At 46.9% G+C, this 653-nt stretch carries 1 protein-coding gene; it reads right to left on the reverse strand.

Features of this window, described 5'->3' with window-relative positions; translation table 11 throughout:
* Nucleotides 1-506: ParB/RepB/Spo0J family partition protein (locus BN338_RS09510; RefSeq protein WP_039761621.1), on the reverse strand; the 506-nt coding region annotated here is incomplete at its 3' end.
* Between the last annotated feature and the right edge of the window lie 147 nt (nt 507-653).

The following is a 653-nucleotide window of genomic DNA, read 5'->3' on the forward strand; positions in this document are numbered from 1 at the left end:
TCCTTCGATAAACCAATCCTATCGGCAACGTGGGTGCTAAAATTTAAGCTTTGTTCGTTGGTTCCAGCTTCCTTTTCAGAAATAGGGTCAACTTGACCCAATTTTTTTTCGCTTTTTTGTGGGCGCCCAACGTGAATCTCCCCATACTTCTTTTCCCATAAATCGCGGTAAGTCTGCACAAAAAGCGCACGGTCAATCACCGATAATTCATTGCGAAACAGATTTTCTGCAACCTCTAAAAGCGCAGCATTGTCCTTATCAGCCTGCACCACAATGGCATCAATTTTGCTAGTGCCCAAAAGCTCCGCAGCACGCAGTCGGTGTGCTCCAGCAATCAATGTATAATTGCCTTCCTTAGCATTGGGGGTATGGCGCACTGTAATCGGATTCATCAATCCCTCACGCACCATCGATTGCGCAAGTGCCTTGGCATGCTCATCATCCACAGGGCGTATACGTTCAGGAACCACAATCAAATTTAAAGCAATTTCTTGAAACTGTGCCATCACGCCCCAACCCTTCTGATCTCTCGTAAAAACAAATCCATCGCACGACCCGCCCATCTTCGATAGGCTTTCGCAAAAACTGGTTCTTCCAAACGCCGACTAATTGTACGCAAAGAGCGAGCAACTGCTGTACGTTCACGCTCTTGC

The sequence above is a fragment of the Bartonella queenslandensis AUST/NH15 genome, from assembly GCF_000312585.1.
GTDB lineage: Bacteria > Pseudomonadota > Alphaproteobacteria > Rhizobiales > Rhizobiaceae > Bartonella > Bartonella queenslandensis_A.